The sequence below is a fragment of the Pseudomonas sp. S2_B10 genome, assembly GCF_054668425.1.
This window is the reverse complement of sequence record NZ_CP162768.1, coordinates 4,795,530-4,814,738: the sequence shown is the minus strand read 5'-3', so window position 1 is coordinate 4,814,738 and position 19,209 is coordinate 4,795,530. Positions and strand designations below refer to the sequence as shown.

General features: G+C 59.3%; 15 protein-coding genes and 4 tRNA genes. 5 read left to right on the top strand and 14 right to left on the bottom strand.

Annotated elements, in window-relative coordinates; genetic code table 11:
- Nucleotides 1-10: 10 nt before the first annotated feature.
- The 7 genes from AB4O45_RS21560 to AB4O45_RS21530 form a co-directional block, all read right to left on the bottom strand.
- Nucleotides 11-430: a hypothetical protein gene (locus AB4O45_RS21560; protein WP_056783991.1), complete on the bottom strand. Its 420-nt coding sequence runs from the start codon at nucleotides 428-430 to the stop codon at nucleotides 11-13.
- Nucleotides 427-5,211, bottom strand: coding sequence for an RHS repeat-associated core domain-containing protein (locus tag AB4O45_RS21555; protein WP_460160514.1), 4,785 nt, complete (start codon nucleotides 5,209-5,211; stop codon nucleotides 427-429). Before AB4O45_RS21555 ends, AB4O45_RS21560 begins: the two co-directional genes overlap by 4 nt.
- Nucleotides 5,212-5,449: 238 nt before the next feature.
- Nucleotides 5,450-5,857, bottom strand: coding sequence for an SEL1-like repeat protein (locus AB4O45_RS21550; protein ID WP_076566754.1), 408 nt, complete (start codon nucleotides 5,855-5,857; stop codon nucleotides 5,450-5,452).
- Nucleotides 5,858-6,229: a hypothetical protein gene (locus AB4O45_RS21545; protein WP_003223109.1), complete on the bottom strand. Its 372-nt coding sequence runs from the start codon at nucleotides 6,227-6,229 to the stop codon at nucleotides 5,858-5,860.
- Complete coding sequence (locus AB4O45_RS21540; RefSeq protein WP_056783977.1) at nucleotides 6,226-6,567, bottom strand: helix-turn-helix domain-containing protein; 342 nt, start codon at nucleotides 6,565-6,567, stop codon at nucleotides 6,226-6,228. Before AB4O45_RS21540 ends, AB4O45_RS21545 begins: the two co-directional genes overlap by 4 nt.
- Before the next feature lie 112 nt (nucleotides 6,568-6,679).
- The gene (locus tag AB4O45_RS21535; RefSeq protein WP_016773733.1) at nucleotides 6,680-7,135 is read right to left on the bottom strand and encodes a YkvA family protein; all 456 of its coding nucleotides are present in this window, start codon (nucleotides 7,133-7,135) and stop codon (nucleotides 6,680-6,682) included.
- A gap of 292 nt (nucleotides 7,136-7,427) precedes the next feature.
- On the bottom strand, nucleotides 7,428-8,144 hold the full coding sequence (locus tag AB4O45_RS21530; protein ID WP_016773732.1) for an FKBP-type peptidyl-prolyl cis-trans isomerase: 717 nt from the start codon (nucleotides 8,142-8,144) through the stop codon (nucleotides 7,428-7,430).
- Between the two features lie 269 nt (nucleotides 8,145-8,413).
- Between AB4O45_RS21530 and AB4O45_RS21525 the strand changes: the two genes are divergently transcribed.
- Together AB4O45_RS21525 and AB4O45_RS21520 are read left to right on the top strand one after the other, a co-directional pair.
- Nucleotides 8,414-10,225, top strand: coding sequence for a di-heme-cytochrome C peroxidase (locus AB4O45_RS21525; RefSeq protein ID WP_310215130.1), 1,812 nt, complete (start codon nucleotides 8,414-8,416; stop codon nucleotides 10,223-10,225).
- The gene (locus tag AB4O45_RS21520; protein ID WP_150636747.1) at nucleotides 10,222-11,391 is read left to right on the top strand and encodes a catalase family protein; all 1,170 of its coding nucleotides are present in this window, start codon (nucleotides 10,222-10,224) and stop codon (nucleotides 11,389-11,391) included. Before AB4O45_RS21525 ends, AB4O45_RS21520 begins: the two co-directional genes overlap by 4 nt.
- A gap of 89 nt (nucleotides 11,392-11,480) precedes the next feature.
- Here AB4O45_RS21520 and AB4O45_RS21515 read toward each other — a convergent pair.
- The 4 genes from AB4O45_RS21515 to AB4O45_RS21500 all read right to left on the bottom strand — a co-directional run bounded on the left by AB4O45_RS21515 (nucleotide 11,481) and on the right by AB4O45_RS21500 (nucleotide 12,014).
- Nucleotides 11,481-11,557: transfer RNA gene (locus AB4O45_RS21515), tRNA-Asp, on the bottom strand.
- 19 nt (nucleotides 11,558-11,576) lie between these two features.
- A tRNA-Val gene (locus tag AB4O45_RS21510) sits at nucleotides 11,577-11,652 on the bottom strand.
- 190 nt (nucleotides 11,653-11,842) lie between these two features.
- A tRNA-Asp gene (locus tag AB4O45_RS21505) sits at nucleotides 11,843-11,919 on the bottom strand.
- 19 nt (nucleotides 11,920-11,938) lie between these two features.
- Nucleotides 11,939-12,014 (bottom strand) — tRNA-Val (locus tag AB4O45_RS21500).
- 159 nt (nucleotides 12,015-12,173) lie between these two features.
- On the opposite strand from AB4O45_RS21500, the gene rdgC reads away from it, so the two are divergent.
- From rdgC to sugE, 3 genes are all read left to right on the top strand, one after another.
- Nucleotides 12,174-13,094: a recombination-associated protein RdgC gene (rdgC, locus tag AB4O45_RS21495; protein ID WP_024012190.1), complete on the top strand. Its 921-nt coding sequence runs from the start codon at nucleotides 12,174-12,176 to the stop codon at nucleotides 13,092-13,094.
- 143 nt (nucleotides 13,095-13,237) lie between these two features.
- Nucleotides 13,238-14,203 (top strand): bile acid:sodium symporter family protein, encoded by a 966-nt coding sequence (locus AB4O45_RS21490; RefSeq protein WP_150636745.1) that lies wholly within the window; start codon nucleotides 13,238-13,240, stop codon nucleotides 14,201-14,203.
- 120 nt (nucleotides 14,204-14,323) lie between these two features.
- The gene (sugE, locus tag AB4O45_RS21485) at nucleotides 14,324-14,638 is read left to right on the top strand and encodes a quaternary ammonium compound efflux SMR transporter SugE (RefSeq protein ID WP_041479526.1); all 315 of its coding nucleotides are present in this window, start codon (nucleotides 14,324-14,326) and stop codon (nucleotides 14,636-14,638) included.
- Nucleotides 14,639-14,741: 103 nt separating this feature from the next.
- On the opposite strand, the gene AB4O45_RS21480 is transcribed toward sugE, so the two are convergent.
- The 3 genes from AB4O45_RS21480 to AB4O45_RS21470 form a co-directional block, all read right to left on the bottom strand.
- Nucleotides 14,742-16,613, bottom strand: coding sequence for an MFS transporter (locus AB4O45_RS21480; protein WP_460160513.1), 1,872 nt, complete (start codon nucleotides 16,611-16,613; stop codon nucleotides 14,742-14,744).
- 96 nt (nucleotides 16,614-16,709) lie between these two features.
- A complete protein-coding gene (locus tag AB4O45_RS21475) occupies nucleotides 16,710-17,861 on the bottom strand; it encodes a TDT family transporter (RefSeq protein WP_310215125.1) in 1,152 nt (383 codons plus the stop codon).
- A gap of 115 nt (nucleotides 17,862-17,976) precedes the next feature.
- Nucleotides 17,977-19,164, bottom strand: a complete 1,188-nt coding sequence (locus AB4O45_RS21470; protein WP_423522856.1) for an MFS transporter — start codon at nucleotides 19,162-19,164, stop codon at nucleotides 17,977-17,979.
- Between the last annotated feature and the right edge of the window lie 45 nt (nucleotides 19,165-19,209).

Below are 19,209 nucleotides of genomic sequence, written 5' to 3'. Positions count from 1 at the left end.
GGCTTTTAGTTTACCAAGTTGATCTATCCTCATTAGTTGCCATCAATAGATCCTCTTTCCAAATTTCCTGCGCCAGTCGAAAGACATCTTGAAAAAAGCAACGGGGATTTTCTAATGAGTACCATTCCTCACGCGGCCAACTGTTTGTCTCGCATTCATCAATTTCGAATACAGCTTGAAAATCGAAGCTTGAATCCTTAAGCACTGCTTCCAGATTTTCAATGAGAACCAGTTTATGCCTAAAGGAGAGATAGGGCTGATTTAAGCAATATTTCGTTATTAGCACGCTTCTATCAGCTCGATCATTCGGATCATATATCTCGAGCTCCACACCCTTGGTTTCCTCTCTATCATAAACATCAAATACACCAACGAACCACATCAAATCAGGTTCAAAAGGCTCATTTAAAAATGGGTCTTTAAGCATCATTTGCCCTCCGACGGGAAGCCCGTAAAAGGCTTCTGTGTATTGTCTTTGTCGAACTTAACCTCAAACCAATTCATATCCTCATTCAGCCGAGGATTTTGTGCATCTTTTTTATTAGGCCTGTAGCCGCGCCCAGCTCCAGGCAGTTCCAATCGAACTATAGGATTTTTCTTTTGATCCTTCCCTGTATGTTTAATCAATCTGTTTTCATCCTTCGTCATCGCTTTATTCAAGGCCCCCAGATGCATACGCCAACTATGAAACTGAGAGCTTGGATTACCTTTGGCATTTTTAGGAACCTCGCCAGTATGAGGATCCGCGCCATTTATCGCTCGCTGCTTGAGAGCCGGGCCAGTAATTTCCGAACTATGTTTTTTCACAGTGTGCATGTCATAAAGTTCTTCATACTCACTCACACGCCGTTTCGCATTCTCCTCAGCCACTTCATCAATCCTCGCCCGTCGTTCCTGCGCCGTCATCTTTGGCAGCGGGGGCGCTCCCTCTTCGACGACCACGCGACCAGCCTCGTACCGCATAGGACGTCGCGGCGCTGACGGTGGACAAATGCAACTCAACCCCAACGGATCAACCCACCCCGTCGGATTCGGCACGTACTGGTACTGATTCAACCCACCCGCGAGCTTCACCGGATCCGGGGTTAGATACCTTCCCAATCTCGGGTCGTAATACCGATGTCGGTTGTAATGCAGGCCACTTTCAACATCGAAGTACTGCCCCTGAAAACGCAGCGGTTGGTCCAGATAGTCTTCGCCGGCGAGGGTGACGGCGGCGACTTTGCCGTAGGCGTCGTATTGCGCGGACCAGACGATTTCGCCGCTGTAGTCGGTGAGTTCCTGCGGGGTGCCGAGGTGGTCGAGTTGGTAGTAGAACGGGCAGGCTTTTTTCGGGCCTTTGCCGTCGAGCATCGCCAGTGGGCGGAAGGTGCCGGGTTCGTAGAGGAAGCTGCGGTATTGCGTGGCGCTGCTTTCGGCGACGAGGTGTTCGCCTTGCCAGAAGAATTCGGTGACGGCGCCGTCGATTGTTTTGCGGATGCGCCGGCCGAAGGCGTCGTAGTGATAAGTGGCGGTCTGGCCGTCGGGGCGGGTCAGGCCGATCAGGCGGTGCTGGCAGTCGTAGCGGTATTCGGTGACCAGGGTCTGGCCGTGGCCACGGCGTTCGCGGATCAGGTTGCCGAAGGCGTCGTAGTCGTAATGACGGTCGCCCTGCATCAGCAGGCGATTGCCCTTGATCTGCGCAGGGCCGGGACGATCCTGCATCAGCAGGTTGCCGGCCGGGTCGTGGGCGAAGGATTCGGGCAGCTCGTCGCGTGAGTGACGTACGCGGATCAACCGGTCGAGGGCGTCGTAGCCATAAGTGCGCTGGCCGTGGCGGCTGTCGGCAATGTGCTCGAGATTGCCGTTGGCGCTGTAGGCATAATCGCGGCGGTACAGCGAAGCGTGGCGATGACCTACAGCGTGGGCAAGCAAGCGGCCCTGATCGTCGTAAGAATATTCGCTGAGCAGCAAACCTTGCTGGCGTTGCTGTTCGCGACCGGACTGGTAGACGTGGCGCGTGAGCGGCGTGCCATTAAGGTCGATGGCTGACAGCGCACCGCCCTTGGTGTAGTGATAATCGAGCTTGCTGTTGTCCGGCAGACGCAGGCGTTTGAGCTGACCGCAGGCGTCATAGGCGTAGCGCAAGGTGCCCCAGCCCTGATGCTCGGTGATCAGCCGATCCTGACGGTCGTACTCGAAGGCCAGCGGATGGTTTTGCCCGTCCTCGACACCGATCAACCGACCGAGGCGATCGTAGTCGTAGCGGACTTTGAGCCCATCGGGCAGGGTTTTGACCAGCAAACGCCCGGCCTTGTCGCGCTCATAGTGGGTGACCAGACTGGGGCCGAAATCACCAAACTCGGTCTTCTCCAGCAAATGACCATTAAGGTCGTAGGCATAAGCCGTGCGCCGCCCATCAAACCCGGTTTCCTGTCGGATCAATCCGGTCGGCGTGTAATCCAGTCGGTATTTTTCCCCTGACTCGTTTTCAATTTCGGTCAGCAGCAACCGCGCATGGTCGTAGCGGTACTGCACGCGGGTGCCGTCAGGGTTGATCCGCCGCGAGACCAGATGCAGGTCGTCGTCATATTCGTAGCGGGTGATGCGCCCGAGCTCGTCGCGCTCAGCGGTGATCTGGCCGTAGGCGCCGTAGCTGTAGGCGCGCGTGCTTCCCGTAGGAGAAGTCGTCAGGATCAGTCGGCCGGCCGCGTCCCACTGCTGACGACTGACGACACCAAATTCGTCCTGGGTGGTAATCCGCCGTCCCAGCGCATCGTAGGAAAAGCGCCGCACGCCGCCATCGGGCAGGGTTTCTTCGATGAGCTGGCCGAGCTCGTTCCACACCCAGCGGTGGCGGCTGCTGTCCGGATAGCGCAGCGACAGCAATTGGCCGCGCAGGTTGTAGTAGTAATGGGTGACCTGGCCGTCGGGATCGACCGCTTCAGTGACGGCGCCTTCGGCATTGCGCCGGTAGATCCACACCGCATCACCACGGCAACGCTTGTAGAGAAAGCCGTTGCGGTACTCGTAGGACGTTGGTGCATCGTCCGGCGGAATCAGCGCGATCAGCCGTCCGAGTTCGTCATAGCGGTATTCGGTAACCGCGCCCAACGCATCCTGCTCGGCGATCAAGCGCCCCTGCTCGTCATAGGCCTTGAGCTGCTCGCCGCCATCGGCCGCGACCTGCCGCACCAGCCGTGCGCGCTCGTCGTGGACGTAGACTTCTTCGGTACCGTCGACGTAATGCACGGTCACGCTGGCGTCATCATCGTTCCAGACGTAACGGGTGTTCATCTGCGAGAACGACGCCCAGTGCCTCACGCAGCGGGCGGCTTTGCCCTCGCGCTGCCACTCCCAGAAGAAGCTCGCACCGCCGGTCAACTGGCGCTGGAGGATGACGTGGTGGTCGTCGTAGTCGTAGCGTTCGCTGTCGCCGACCGCGTTGGTCGCGGTCAGCAGGCGTTGCCGGGCATCGAAGCTGTAGGTGGCGAGGGTTTGCTCGGTGGTCCACTCGCCTTGGACGAACACCTGATAATCGATCGCCACCAGTTGCGCGCGGTCATAACGCAACAGCAGGGCGCGGCCGGCGCCGTTGTCCAGACGCTGAATGCGGTCGGAGCGATCGCGTTGCAGGGTCAGACGATTGCCGTAGACGTCGCTGATCGCCGTCAGCCGGCCGGCGCGAAAGTGATAAAAGCGCGCGCTGTCGCCGGCCAAAACCAGAATCAGTTCTTCCGGCTCATCGCCGAGAAAGATCGCCGCCCGCGACAGGCTGTTGTGAATCGCTGGGCGCGCGACGTTGGGCAGGGGAAAACGAGTGCGGCGGTTTTCGTGGTCGATCCAGATCACGCCATCGCCGTCGAAGGACAGGCGATGGGCCAGCGTGTGGCTCCAGCCAAAACCCAGGCCGATGTCGATCTCGACCGCGCTGCTGCGGTACAAGCGGGTGAACTCGAAGGGCAGCACGCCATCGAGCACCGCGTCGGTCAGGGTCAGCAGTTCCTCGCCGGTGACCATCGACACCGGACAGCCGTTTTTGCAGGTATTGGGGACGCAGTCGGCGGCATCGCCGTTGGGGTTTTTTGCCTGGTCGGGGACGTCGTCGTGCTGTTCGTCTTTCTTCAACATGGCGTTGCGCTGGGCATCCCAGCGCAATTGCATCCGGCCCTTTTTCACCCCGGCGGCGATGCCGCGCGCGGCAACGGCTTTGTAGCGGTCGACGTATTCAATGAAGGCGCTGACGATGCTGAACAGCGCCTTGACCAGACGCTTGGCGACGTTGAAGAGCTGCGTTGCACGGTCAGCCAGACGCAGCGTCAGATAAGCGATCCCCGCCCCCGCTCCGACAAACGTCAGCACCACGCTGATCAACACATCGATGATCAGTTGCACGATCATCATCGACGCCACTTCAGCAGATTTGCCGGCAATCTCGCTGGGCGGCAGCATGTCCAGCCACAGGCTTGCCGACCGCAGCAGCAAGCACATCGCCGCTTCGTCACTGACCAGCAACTGCAGCTTTTCCATGAGATTTGGCGCGGTCTGTGCCAGCTCGATCAGCTCAGCCGCGCCACTGCCCAAACGCTCGGCGAACTTGCCGGGTTCCTGAAGAATTTCCGAGAGCAGTCCGAGGCTGTCCCATACCCCCTCGATGGCCGCCCAACTGCCGGCGAGCATGCCGTTGCTGGCTGCGGCCGCTACCGACTGTGACCACTGCGGCTTGAAACCTTGCCACTCGCTACGCAGCCAGCCGTCCAGCTCGCCGGTCAAACCGTCATAGGATTCGAACAGCTTCGCGACTTGATTGGAGGTGACAGCGCTGTGCACAAGAACGCGGTAGAACTTGCCCTCTTCACCTCTGAATTCGCCCTTGCCCTGCTGATCAAGGGTGACCGGCGCGGTCTTGCCGCTATCCACGTCGACCACATCGACGGAAATGTTGCCCAGCGGGATGTCGTAGACCGATTCAAACTTGCTCTCGATCTGCATGAGCCCGCCCTGCGGGCACTGGACGACGCTGGAAGAAAACTCCTCGTCGCTGCTACTGACCGCCGTGCTGCGATCGCCGAAGCGAATGATCCGCTCCATACCCACCAGCGATGGCAGGTCTGCTGCCTCGCTGATCTGGTCCACCCTGCGACTGAGCCAGTGATCAAGCTGTTTGCGGTAGAGGCTGAGCGTTTGCGGAAAGCTGTCGAGTTCCTGCTCGATGCGAGCGATGGCTTCCATCAACACACGCAGGCAGACAAGGTGGGCTGAAAAACGGGCTGAAGCATGAGCGGTCCCTCGCGCAAGAAATTAGTCGCGGGAACTGTGCGGGGGATCAGAAAGGAAAGAAGTCAGGCGAGTAGGCAAAGGATGTAGGACTAATCTGCAATCCAACATCCAGCGAAAAACGTGCAGGCAAAACGTAAACGCGGCGTGAGGAAAACCTCACGCCGCGTTTACTTAGAAGACATACATGGAATTACTGCGTTGAATCACCAGCCATCAGCTGTTGCAGCTTAAGCTCGGCCAACGGGTGGCCGGCTTCGGCGGCCATGCTCCACCAACGAGCGGCCTCAGCGGGATCCGGCGCCTTGCTCGGGGTACCGGCGAGGCTGATCACGCCGACTTGATACGCCGCTTTACCATCACCAGCCAACGCCGCCAGACGCAGTAAGCGCACGCCTTCTTCACGCGCGCCTAACCCGACGCCGCGAAAAGTCAGAATGTGCCCATAAAAGCTTTGCGCACCGACATCGCCGAGGTTGGCCATGCGTGCAAACTGGCCTTCGAGCCAGCGCCAGCCACGCGGCTGGCGAACGAACCACGACCAATGAAACAGCCTGCGGGCCAGCCAGTAACCGGCCCGCGCCTTGAGGCGCAGAAACACTCAGGCCTCCGCCGATTCCGGGTATTCGTATTCGAAGACGCGCACCACTTCCGACGCATGCCAGGACGCCGCTGCAACGCCATCCGAAGGCCCGGAAAAGCGCCCCAGACGCTCGACACATTCAAAAAAACCGGTACGCGGCAAACGACTGGCGCCCTGACTGATGACCAGCGAACTGCGCAACGGCTGCTCGGCTTTGGCGTCCAGTGCGGCCAGATGCTCCAGCGCAGCCGTCAGTGTCTGCATCGCCGGCGTCGGCAGCTGCAAACGCTCAAGCAAGGCTCGATAAGTGAGAAGATGGCGCTGACGACGCGCCTGGTCCAGTTCCCCCAGCAATCCGTCCCAATGTTGACGGCTGATTCGTACGCTCACGATTCGTCCCTCCAACCCGGCACCGTCAGTTCCCAGGCCAGGCTGCGGCGAATCGCGGCGTCGGGCTGACGCTCACCACTTTCGATCATGGCCAGATAAGACGGGCTGATACCTACCGTGCGGGCCAGCGCCTCGATGGCGATGCCCTTCCCTTCGCGCAAACTGCGTAATTGATCCAGACCCGGAAGAATCGGCTCCGGCGAGGCGGCGAGCGGCGCTGCTGGCTGCTGCACCGGTGTTGCGTTGATCCCTGCTGCTTTCAGTAAAGCCTGATATTGAGCCCACGGCAGAACCGCGTATTCGGGTTCGCCATCGCGTGCAATTATCTGAATATCCATGACTACCCCGTAGGACAACACCACTTAGCGAGTCGGCACTTTTCCCTAGAAGTGTAATCCTAACAGCGGCCAAGGTCGCGAGTGGTATCTATCTGTAGGCAGTCTTCGTCAGTCAGGGCTTTTTCGGGCCTTGCAGCTGCAATTGTTCAGGGGTATCAGGAAGGCGCTCAACCACCGCCAGCTTCTCGGGTTGCTGGCGCTTGCGCCACAGGCGGAAGGCGTTGAGCTCGTCATCGAGGGTTTTCATCAGCCAGGCGAGGACAGCGATGTCATCGAGCATGCCGAACATGGGAATGAAATCCGGAATGGCATCGACCGGGCTGAGGAAATACATCAGGCCGGCCACCACCGAAATCAGCGACTTGGCACTGATCGCGCGATACTCGCCACGCCAGTAGGCCAGGCACAGCGACTGCAGCAAGCGCAGATCATCCTTGAGTTTGCCCAGGCGATTGCCTTGCGCGGCGCCTTTGCTGGCCACGGCAAACAACAGGGTCGGCAAGCGTCCACGGGCCAGCAGGCGACCGGCCAACGGCAGGAATCGAGCGAAATTCCACGGAGCTTTCATCTATTCTTCCCGTTGAAATGTTATCCACACAAATTGTGGATAACCTTGTGAACAGAGCTGCATTTCAGCGCTGAGAGCCCCGTTTCATAAGGGCTGCGCTCAGATCGGGCGTTTTTTACTCACATAAAAAAGCCCAATATTTCATTGACTTGGCAGCTCAGGGCGTCTAGCGCGGGCAGCCTCAAAGCTATGACTGTGCTGATCGCTGTCAGTTCGCTCTGTTTACCTTCCCTGACCTGCAGATGCAACAACGCCCCGCATGTGCGAGGCGTTGTTTTCGAGCCGTTGCGTGTTACTTGGCAGCGGCGTCTTCTTTGGCTGGATCCTTGATGGCCAGCAGTTCCAGGTCGAAAACCAGAACCGAGTTGGCCGGGATTGCCGGGCTTGGCGACTGAGCGCCGTAAGCCAGATCGCTAGGGATGTACAGTTTGTACTTCTCGCCAACGTGCATCAGTTGCAGACCTTCAACCCAACCCGGGATCACGCCACTGACTGGCAGATCGATCGGGCTGCCGCGCTCTACGGAGCTGTCGAACACGGTGCCGTTGGTCAGCTTGCCGGTGTAGTGAACAGTTACGACGTCGGTCGGCTTAGGCTGTGGGCCGTCGGCTTTCTTCACTACTTCGTACTGCAGGCCGGAAGCGGTGGTGGTCACACCGGCTTTCTTGCCGTTCTCTTCGAGGAATTTCTTGCCGGCGGCTGCCGACTCTTCACTCATCTTGGCCATACGCTCTTCAGCACGTTTTTGCAGCGAGGCGAAGGCTTCGACCAGTTCTTCATCTTTCAGCTTCTGTTCTTTCTTGCCAACGGCATCTTCGATGCCCTGGGCTACCGCTTTGGAGTCCAGATCATCCATGCCTTCCTGGGCAAGGCTTTTGCCCATGTTCAGGCCGATGCCGTAGGAAGCTTTTTGCGCCGGGGTTTTCAGCTCTACGCTGGTCTGCGAGTCACAACCCGCGAGTACCAGGCTAACCAGGGCTACCGCCGCCGCCAACCGATGCTGTTTCATGCTATTTCCTTGTTCATGCGCCGAATGGGCAATCGAGTAAAGCCGCGAGCTTATCAGGCCGCCACGACCAATGGCTACCGGCATGAGAGCAGGAATCTTCCGATAAGTTCAGGGATTAAAACGCATTTGGGCAACGGCTGGATGAAGCTTCTGTCATCCACGGACGACAAGCGTCATCGGAGCTTGCCTCAGCGTCTGGCGTAATGGCCACTTGCCCAGCAGTCATGGCTCAGGCATAACAGCGCAACAATTCGACAAGGATGTTTAACTTGCGCCTTCTATTCCGCGTTCTCACTCTGGTGATCGTGCTGGCGATAATCGCCCTCGCGGTGATCGTCTATTACGTCGCCAGCCCGAAATTGCCCTTCTACACCCCGCCGCAACAGGTACGTTACCTGGATCAATGGAGCGAAGAGCAACGGCAGACCTACTACTTCACGCCCCAAGGTACGCAAGTCAAAGGCCTGCGTTACGAGTGGTTTCAGGCATTGGAATTGCCCTTCTCCGAGCAGCGCTTCGCCTCCCCTGAATATCTCGCCCGTTTCGGCTTCCTGGTCGACCCGCAGCAGAAAGCGAGCGCGAACAACCCCGGCAACCTTCCCGTCGGTTTTGCCCGGCACCAGAATCCCGGCAACGCCTCGGAGCATTATCTGGACATCACCTGCGCCGCTTGCCACACCGGCGAGTTGCGCGTCAAAGGCCAGGCCGTACGTATCGATGGCGGCAGCGCACAGCACGTGCTGCCTTCCAGCGTTCCTACGTTGCGCGGTGGCAGTTTCGGACAGGCCCTGGTCGCCAGTCTCGCCTCGACTTACTACAACCCGTGGAAGTTCGAGCGCTTCGCCCGCCAGGTGCTCGGAGATGATTACGAAGCGCGCCGCGAACAATTGCGCAGCGAGTTCAAGACCTCGCTGAACACCTTCATCAAAGTGGCGTGGAACGACACCCATCGCGGCCTGTACCCGACCGAGGAAGGCCCGGGGCGCACCGATGCGTTCGGCCGGATTGCCAACGCGACGTTTGGCGATGCGATTTCCCCTGCCAACTACCGCGTAGCCGATGCCCCGGTGGATTATCCGCAGCTGTGGGACATGTGGACGTTCGATTGGGTGCAGTGGAATGGCTCGGCCCAGCAGCCGATGGCGCGCAATATCGGCGAAGCGCTCGGCGTCGGAGCCACATTGAATTTCTTCGACGGCAACGGCCAGCCGCTGCAAGGTGCTGAGCGCTACCCCTCCAGCGTGCGCGTTCGCGATCTGCACGCCATCGAAGAAACCTTGCAGCAGTTGAAGCCGCCGACCTGGCCGGAAGATCTGTTCGGTGCGATCGACAAGCCGCTGGCCGCCAAAGGCCGCGCGCTGTTCGCGGAAAACTGCGCCGGCTGCCATGTCCCGCGCCAATCGCAGGAAGGCGAACGTTGGGTGCAGCACTTGCACATGATTCCCGTGGAGGTGATCGGTACCGATCCGAATGCGGCCAACAACGTTGCCAGCCATCGTTTCGACCTGAGCGCGCTGCAATGGGATGTCAAAGAGTTGGAAAAAATGGACGTCAGACTGCACCCCGAACCTAAAGCGCCGCTTGATCTGAGCCAATTGTCGGTGGCCAAGGGCCTGGCTTACGTCACCGCGTTCGTGGAAAACCGTGCCTATCGCGACGCGCAGATCACGCCGGAAGAAAAACCGCGCATGGATGGTTTCGGCCTGCCGATCGGCGTGCGCGAGAAAGTCGCTTACAAGGCCCGGCCGCTGGCCGGCGTATGGGCGACTGCGCCGTTTCTGCACAACGGTTCGGTGCCAAGCATCTATCAGTTGCTGTCACCGCAGGATGAGCGCGCCACCACCTTCTATAAAGGCACGCTCGAATACGACCCGCGCCACCTCGGCTATCGCACCGAACCTTTCACCAACGGTTTTCTGTTCGACACGCGCATCAGCGGCAACCACAACAGCGGCCACGAATTCCGCGCCGGCGCGCGCGGCAACGGGGTGATCGGCCGCCTCCTGCAACCCGAGGAGCGCTGGGCGCTGCTCGAATATCTGAAAGTACTGGGCGGACCACTGGAGGCGCAGTTGCCATGATCATGCCGACATTCAAAAAAGAACTGCCGCCACTGGCGCGCTTCTGGCTCTGGTTGGGGCGTTTGCTTGGCAAGACGCTGCTGATCCTGCTGATCATCGGCCTGCTCGGCTGGGCCATCGCCGCCGCGTGGTTCGCTTGGCAGCATCGTGGGCCGGTGTCGGCGCAGGAACAGATTCCACCAGGCGAAGCGGCGATGACCCAGGACATCATTCAAACCGCTGTGCGCATCGTCGACCAGCATCGCGAAAGCACGCGTTATCTGCGCGATGCCCACGCCAAAGCGCATGGCTGCGTGAAGGCGCAAGTGCAGGTTTTACCGGAACTGGCGCAATCGCTGCGACAGGGTGTGTTCAGCGAGCCGGGCAAGACCTGGCAGGCGCTGATCCGGTTGTCCAACGGCAATGCCTACCCGCAATTCGACAGCATTCGCGACGCGCGCGGAATGGCGATCAAGTTGCTTGAGGTTCCTGGCACGCAACTGCTAGGCAACCGCCAGGACCAGCATGAACAGGATTTCGTGATGTTCAGCCATCCGAATTTCTTTGTCAGCGATGTCGCCGAGTATCGTCAGAATGTAGCGGCGCAGGCTGACGGCAAGAAGGTCATGGCGTTTTTTCCGACGTGGGATCCGCGCACCTGGCAGGTCCGTCATCTATTCATCGCGTTGGCAACCCTGTCAGCGCCGCCGGACAGTCCGACCGAGACTACATATTTCTCTGTATCACCCTACAAGTTCGGTGAGGCCAATGCGAAATTCCGCGTCGTGCCGGATCCGGAGCGTTGCCCGGCGTATACCTTGCCCAAACAGAATCACGACTTGCCGAATTTTCTGCGCAGTGCACTGAATCAACAGTTATCCACGGATCGGGTGCCGGCGTGTTTTGCCCTGCAGATCCAGCGCCAGGACGCGAACAAGTACATGCCGATCGAAAACACCAGCATTGAGTGGCGTGAGCAGGATGCGCCTTTTGCAACGGTGGCGCGGATCACCCTGCCCGCGCAGGACTTCGATACGCCGGCGCTGAATCTGCAATGCGACAACCTGTCGTTCAACCCGTGGTTCGGCATCGAGGCGCATCGGCCGGTGGGCGGGATCAATCGCTTGCGCAAGGCAGTGTACGAGGCGGTGAGCGACTATCGGCATGCCCGCAATGCGGCGCAGTAGCGCGGCGATTTCATAAATCGCAGACAGCAAAAAGCCCGCACAAGGCGGGCTTTTTGTGGTGTCTGGCGTTCAGTTCCAGATACCGAATATGGCGCAGCGGACGGGACTCGAACCCGCGACCCCCGGCGTGACAGGCCGGTATTCTAACCGACTGAACTACCGCTGCGCGAAACGCTTGAAACGAATGGTGGGTGATGACGGGATCGAACCGCCGACATTCTGCTTGTAAGGCAGACGCTCTCCCAGCTGAGCTAATCACCCTTCGCTTCGTTACGGGGCGCATTATGCCACAAGTTTTCGTAAAGTGTTGATTTAATTGAATATTTTTCAAAAAAATCTGAAAACCGGTGAAACGATACATCCCGCGGGTACAACCTTGAGACAGAAAAAAACCCGCCTCAGCGGGTTTTTCCGTGGTGACCTGGCGTTCAGTGGTCCAGGTTACCGAATATGGCGCAGCGGACGGGACTCGAACCCGCGACCCCCGGCGTGACAGGCCGGTATTCTAACCGACTGAACTACCGCTGCGCTAAACACTTGAAACGAATGGTGGGTGATGACGGGATCGAACCGCCGACATTCTGCTTGTAAGGCAGACGCTCTCCCAGCTGAGCTAATCACCCTTCGCTTCGGTGTGGCGCGCATTCTACGGAGCACCCCAACCTCTGGCAAGCACTTTTTTAAATAATTTTCCGAGGCCTTCCAAAGGCTTAGAGAAGGGTTGGCCTACGCCCCGGCGAAGACAATAATGCCCCCCTTTGTATAAAGGAGTGACTCGCCCCATGTGGTTCAAGAACCTGCTGATCTATCGCCTGACCCAAGACCTGCCTGTCGATGCCGAGGCGCTGGAAACTGCACTGGCGACCAAACTGGCGCGGCCGTGTGCAAGCCAGGAGCTGACCACTTACGGTTTCGTCGCACCGTTCGGCAAGGGCGAAGATGCGCCGCTGGTGCATGTCAGCGGGGATTTCCTGCTGATCTCTGCGCGCAAGGAAGAACGTATTCTGCCGGGCAGCGTCGTGCGTGACGCGGTCAAGGAAAAGGTCGAAGAGATCGAAGCCGAGCAGATGCGCAAGGTCTATAAGAAGGAACGCGACCAGATCAAGGATGAAATCATCCAGGCCTTTCTGCCGCGCGCGTTCATTCGTCGCTCGTCGACCTTCGCCGCGATCGCGCCGAAACAGGGCCTGATCCTGGTCAACTCGGCCAGCCCGAAACGCGCCGAAGACCTGCTGTCGACGCTGCGCGAAGTGATCGGCACCCTGCCCGTGCGTCCATTGACCGTGAAAATGGCACCGACTGCGGTGATGACCGAGTGGGTCACCACGCAGAAAGCCGCCGACGATTTTTATGTACTGGACGAGTGCGAACTGCGCGATACCCACGAAGACGGCGGCATCGTCCGTTGCAAGCGTCAGGACCTGACCAGCGAGGAAATCCAGCTGCACCTGAGCACCGGCAAAGTCGTCACTCAGCTGTCGCTGGCCTGGCAGGACAAACTGTCGTTCATGCTCGACGACAAGATGACCGTCAAGCGCCTGAAATTCGAGGATCTGCTGCAGGATCAGGCGGAACAGGACGGTGGCGACGAAGCCCTGGGCCAACTGGATGCCAGCTTCACCCTGATGATGCTGACCTTCGGCGACTTCCTGCCGGCGCTGGTTGAAGCGTTGGGTGGGGAAGAGATGCCGCAGGGGATCTGACTCTGACGAGCATCTAACCTGTGGGAGCGAGCCTGCTCGCGAATGCGGTGCGCCAGCAACATTAATGTATCTGGCTCACCGCTTTCGCGAGCAGGCTCGCTCCCACAATGTTTTGTGGTGTAACCAATAATAAGGATCAAGCCATGCGCGCACTGGCTGCACTCAGCCGCTTTCTCGGCAATACCTTCGCTTACTGGGTTCTGATATTCGCCGTCGTGGCCTTCCTGCAACCGGCGTGGTTCATTGGCCTGAAAAGCGCGATCGTACCGCTGCTGGGTCTGGTGATGTTCGGCATGGGCCTGACCCTCAAGCTCGACGACTTCGCTGCCGTCGCTCGCCATCCGTGGCGGGTGGCGCTGGGCGTGGTTGCACATTTCGTGATCATGCCCGGTGTGGCGTGGTTGCTTTGCCAGGTGTTTCACCTGCCGCCGGAAATCGCCGTCGGGGTGATTCTGGTCGGCTGCTGCCCGAGCGGCACCTCTTCGAACGTGATGACCTGGCTGGCACGCGGTGATCTGGCGCTTTCAGTGGCGATTGCCGCGGTCACTACCCTCCTCGCCCCACTGTTGACCCCGGCACTGATCTGGCTGCTGGCCTCGGCGTGGCTGCCGGTATCGTTCATGGAGCTGTTCTGGTCAATCCTGCAAGTGGTGCTGTTGCCGATCGTTCTCGGCGTGGTCGCGCAGCGTTTACTCGGCGACAAGGTGCGGCATGCGGTGGATGTGTTACCGCTGGTGTCGGTGGTCAGCATCGTGATTATCGTCACCGCCGTGGTCGCGGCGAGTCAGGCGAAAATCGCCGAGTCCGGCCTGCTGATCATGGCGGTGGTGATGCTGCACAACAGCTTCGGCTATCTGCTCGGCTACTTCACCGGGCGCCTGTTCGGCTTGCCGCTGGCTCAGCGCAAGTCGCTGGCACTGGAGGTCGGCATGCAGAATTCGGGACTGGGCGCGGCATTGGCCAGTGCGCACTTCTCGCCACTGGCGGCGGTGCCGAGCGCGCTGTTCAGCGTCTGGCACAATATTTCCGGGGCGCTGCTGTCGACGTACTTCCGGCGCATGAGCGAAAAAGAAGACCGCGACAACCTCGCGCAACGGGCTGCCGATTGAGGCTGAAAACTTGATCCCCGGGTTAATGCTCGTCAGTATATTGCGCAACGCGGGGACGACCCTGCGGCTCGCTCGAGTCATTCATCTGGGGACGACCCCGTCAATCGATGGAGGTCCTGCATGTCCTGGATCATTCTGTTTTGCGCCGGCCTGTTCGAAGTCGGCTGGGCCGTCGGCCTGAAATACACCGACGGCTTCACCCGCCCGCTTCCCACCGCCCTCACCGTTGCCGCCATGGCCATCAGCCTTGGTTTGCTCGGTCTGGCGATGAAGGAATTGCCATTGGGTACGGCGTATGCGATCTGGACCGGCGTAGGTGCGGTGGGCACGGTGATCGCCGGGATCATTTTGTTCGGCGAGTCGATGGCATTGATTCGGCTGGCCAGTGTGGCGTTGATCGTCACCGGTTTGATCGGGCTCAAGGTCAGCGCTTAAGCCACCAGCCCCATCGCTGGCAAGCCAGCTCCCACAAGATTGGTGTACACCATCGAACCTGTGGGAGCTGGCTTGCCAGCGATGAGGGCCGTCCAGTCAACAACTATCTGACGGATCCGCGCAACTCCCCCACCAACACCTGCAACTTCGCCGGCTCGGTCCCTTCGGTAATCGCCGGCCCCGCCACCAGCGTCACCCGCGACCACAAGCGATGGAACAAACCCTTATTCGGATCGCGACTGAAGAAACTCCCCCACAATCCTTGCAGCGCCAGCGGAATCACCGGCACCGGGGTCTCTTCGAGAATCCGCGTCACGCCGCCGCGAAACTCGTTGATCTCGCCATCGGCGGTCAATTTGCCTTCCGGGAAAATGCACACCAGTTCGCCGTCCTTCAGATACTGAGCGATACGCGTGAAGGCTTTCTCGTAGATCTGGATATCTTCCTGGCGTCCGGCGATAGGAATCGCGCCCGCCGTGCGAAAGATGAAGTTCAGCACCGGCAAGTCGTAGATCTTGTAGTACATGACAAAGCGAATCGGCCTACGCACGGCACCGCCGATGAGCAAGGCGTCAACGAACGACACGTGGTTGCACACCAGCAGCGCCGCGCCCTCGTCCGGGATCGCTTCAAGGTTGCGATGTTCGACGCGGTACATGGAATGGCTGAGCAGCCAGATCATGAAGCGCATGCTGAATTCCGGAACGATCTTGAAGATGTAGGCGTTGACGCCGATGTTCAGCAGCGACACCACCAGGAACAGTTGCGGGATCGACAGCTTGGCGACGCTCAGCAAAACAATCGAAACAATCGCCGACACCACCATGAACAACGCGTTGAGAATGTTGTTGGCGGCAATCACCCGCGCCCGTTCGTTTTCAGCCGTACGCGACTGGATCAGTGCGTACAGCGGGACAATATAGAAGCCACCGAAAATGCCCAGGCCAAGGATGTCGATCAACACCGCCCAGGTGTGAACGAAGCCCAGCACCGCAATCCAGCTATGGCCGGTGACGCTGTCCGGGATCCCACCGGAATGCCACCACAGCAACAGGCCGAACACGGTCAGGCCAAACGAGCCAAACGGCACCAGACCGATCTCGACTTTGCGCCCGGAGAGCTTCTCGCAGAGCATCGAACCCAGCGCGATGCCCACCGAGAACACGGTCAGGATCAGCGTGACCACGGTTTCGTCACCGTGCATCCATTCCTTGGCGTAGGCCGGGATCTGCGTCAGATAGATTGCCCCGACGAACCAGAACCACGAGTTGCCGACAATCGAGCGCGACACCGCAGGCGTCTGGCCCAGACCGAGTTTCAACGTCGCCCAGGACTGACTGAAGATATTCCAGTTCAGGCGCATTTCCGGCGACGAGGCCGCCGCGCGCGGAATACTGCGGCTGGCCAGATAACCCAGCACGGCAATGCCGACGATCGCGGCGGAGACTACCGGCGCGTAGTGCTCGGTCGACATCATGATCCCGGCGCCGATGGTCCCGGCGAGAATCGCCAGAAACGTGCCCATTTCCACCAGACCGTTGCCGCCGACCAGTTCATCGTCGCGCAAGGCCTGCGGCAGGATCGAATACTTCACCGGGCCGAACAGCGCCGAGTGCGTGCCCATGGCGAACAGCGCCACCAGCATCAGCGACAGATGATCGAAGAGGAAGCCGATCGATCCTACGGCCATGATGGCGATTTCCGCGAGTTTGATCAGACGGATCAGCGCGTCCTTGGCGAATTTTTCCCCGAACTGCCCGGCCAGCGCCGAGAACAGGAAAAACGGCAGGATAAACAGCAGCGCGCAGAGGTTGACCCAGATTGAGCGATCGCCCTCGATGGTCAGCCGATAGAGGATGGCGAGGATCAACGACTGCTTGAACACGTTGTCGTTAAACGCGCCGAGCGACTGGGTAATAAAGAAGGGCAAAAAGCGCCGGGTGCGCAACAGGTTGAACTGTGAGGGGTGACTCATCTTCCGTGTTTCCTGATGTTAGGTAGTGAGGCCTGGGTGCTTGTTATTGGAATCCCGCACCACGATCCAGGCCACACCTTACCTAAACTTTTCGGATTATTTCTTCAAACCTGCAATACACGGCGAGACAAACAGCTCGCCACGCCACGCGCCCTGCACGGTGCGCTTGCCGACGATCAGCCACATTGCCGCCAACAAAATCACCAGCGCCGTACCGAACACACTGAAAAATGTCAGGTTGAGGATACTTGCCAGTTTCAGCGTCGCCAGCGAATACACGCCCAATGGGAAGGTGAAGCCCCACCAGCCGAGGTTGAACGGAATGCCGTCACGCAGATAACGCACGGTGATCAGCAGCGCCATCAACATCCACCACAGACCGAAGCCCCACAGCGTGATCCCTGCCACCAGCCCTAATCCTGAGGCGATTTCACCGACGCCAGCCAGGCCATTGGCGGCAAAAATCGCTGGCGCCTCACCGCCCAACAGCAACATGCCCAGCGCACCGGTGCCGATCGGACCGAGGGCGAGCCAGCTCGACGCGGCCATGTTTTCGTGGGGCAGTTTGTGCAAGGCCATACGCAACAACAGGATGGTCAGAATGCTGAACGCCACCGGCAGGGAGAAAGCCCAGAGCACATAGCTGGTGGTCAGTACGACGAGTTGCCCATGGGCGTCAGTCAGATGCGGGGCGAGCAAGCCGCCGCTGGCCGCTGCTACTTCCGCCGCCACCACCGGCAGCAACCAGACCGCAGTCATCTGATCGATGCTGTGTTCCTGGCGGGTAAACATCATGTACGGAATCAGCACACCGCAGGCCAGCGACATCGCTACATCGATCCACCACAACACTTCAACGAGCTGAATGACACCGTCGCCCCAGCGCGGCAGGCCGAACAACAGAAAGCCGTTGATGATCGTCGCCAGGCCCATGGGAATGGTGCCGAAAAACATCGATACGGTGGAATGACCGAAAATCCGCCGCGCCTCGTCAAAGAACAAAATCCAGCGCGCGGCATAGGCAGCGGTAAACAGGCTGAACAACAGAATGTTGAACAGCCACAGCCCCTCGGCCACGGCGCGCAATCCGGGAATGGCCAGCGGCAACTGGGCCAGCGCCAATGCCAGCACACCGGTGCCCATGGTCGCGGCGAACCAGTTCGGCGTGAACTGGCGGATCACTTCGCGCGGATGCTGAAGCTGGCTGAAAGGTTTGTAGCCGGGCGTGACACTATTAGGGCAAATCATCATGAACTCCTGTCCTCTGGTGAGGTGGAGTCCATGGTAGATCCGAATCGAATATCGATATAACGGGTAATATCTCTAACTGTTATCTGTTTTGCAGATAAGTGCCTACACGCGCTCAAGGAGCGCTGCAAACTCTGCCTGTCTGCGGACGCAGACTGAGCAGCAGCGCAGCCACGGCCAGCACGATCAATACAACGCCGTAACCATCAGTGGTCGCCAGCAACCCGAAACTGCGAGCGAGATGCCCGGCCAGCAGCGCCGGCAGACAGAACGCCAGATAACTGAGCACGTAATAAGCCGACATCAACCCGGCTCGTTCATGCGGCAAAGCCAGCGACACCAGACTGCGCACCGCACCGAGGAAACCGGAACCGAAGCCGCAACCGGCGACCAGGGTGCCGAAGAAAAACAACGACAGACTGGCGCCATGCACACCGAGCAGGATCAGGACCAGCCCGATTGGCAGCAAGCTCGCACCCAGCCGCAACGCCTGAGCGGCCGGACGATTGCGCATCATGAAAATCATCAACGCACCGGTCACGGTGAGCGCCGCGACCGTAGCGCCGCCGATCAGATTGGAGGAAGAGCCAGTGGCCGTGCGCACCAACGACGGTGCCAGCGAGGCATAAAAACCTCCGAGCGCCCAGGTTGCGGTGTTCAGCGGCAGCACTCGCCACAACGTTGAACGCGCTTGCACCGGCACGTGCAGGGTCGGCCGCAACGACGCCAGCGCCCCACCTTGCCGCGAGACACTTTCCGGCAGGCGCCAGACATACACGCCTTGCAACACAAACAGTGCCAACAGTAACCAATAGGTCAGCTGCAACGGCGCTGGTGCGAATTCTGCCAGCAAGCCACAGCCCAAACCGCCCAAAGCCATCCCGAGTAACGGCGCGACACTGTTGATCAGCGGCCCCTGCTGACGGTCGGTGTCGAGCAGCGTTGCACTCAATACGGCAGTGGCCATGCCGGTGGCGAAACCTTGCAGCACCCGTGCGCTGATCAACCACGACACGCTGTCGGCATAAATGAACAGCAGCATCGCCAGCGCATTGAGCAGCACTGCACTGAAGATCACCGGTTTGCGTCCGAGATGGTCGGAAAGCGAACCAACCGTCAGCAACGCCGCCAACAGACTGAAAGCGTAAACGGCGAAGATCAGCGTCAACATCGCTGCCGAGAAATGCAGTTGATCCTGATACAAGTGATACAACGGCGTCGGCGCGGTGGAAGCGGCGAGAAAACTGAGTAAGGTGATCGCCAGAAACCACAAGCTGGACCGGTGGGAAGCGACACTATTCAAGGGGCTGGTCATGGGCATACTCCGCAAAAGCTAATTTTTTGCTTT